The organism is Polaromonas sp. P4_H1 (assembly GCF_056400945.1).
The window spans coordinates 1-645 of sequence record NZ_JBFUKG010000074.1; the positions used below are offsets into that span (position 1 = coordinate 1).

At 57.2% G+C, this 645-nt stretch carries 1 protein-coding gene; it reads left to right on the top strand.

What is annotated here, in order from left to right; translation table 11 throughout:
* On the top strand, positions 1-645 hold a 645-nt coding region (locus AC1DS5_RS25145; protein ID WP_477720968.1), incomplete at both ends, for a DUF1217 domain-containing protein.

The window sequence follows — 645 nt, forward strand, 5'->3', positions numbered from 1 at the left end:
GGAGAACATCGGCAAGGTGAAAACCGTCGATGATCTCCTGAACGACTATCGGCTCTATACCTATGCAACGACGGCCTATGGTCTGGAGGACATGGCCTATGCCAAGGCCTTCCTGCGCAAGGTGCTGGAAAGCGATCTCTCCGACGCCAACAGTTTTGCCAACAAGCTGAGCGACAAGCGCTACCGGGATTTCGCAGCGGCCTTCCCCTTCGGGACCACCAGCAGCAGCACCAACACCGCCCAGTCCGAGAACCAGGCCGACGACATGATCGGTCTGTACACGGCCGTAGCGCAGCGCGGGGTCGATGCCATCGACGCGAACAAGAACTACTACAATCTCACGATCGGAAAGATCACCAACGTCAATGGCCTGCTCGCCGACGACAAGCTGCGCGATTATGTTTTTTCGGCCTTCGGAATCGACAAGAATCGCTGGTCCCACGACACGATCAGCAAGGTGCTGAGCAGCGATCCGTCCGATCCGAACAGCTATGTCAATTCCGTTTGGGTGTCGCAGAAAGCCGACATCAATGCGAATATCACCAAAGCCCAGGCAGCGATGCTCGATGCCGCCAGCAAGATCGACACATACATGGCGGCATTGAAACAGCCGGGCGCCGATATGGCCGACCTGCGCCAGAAGAT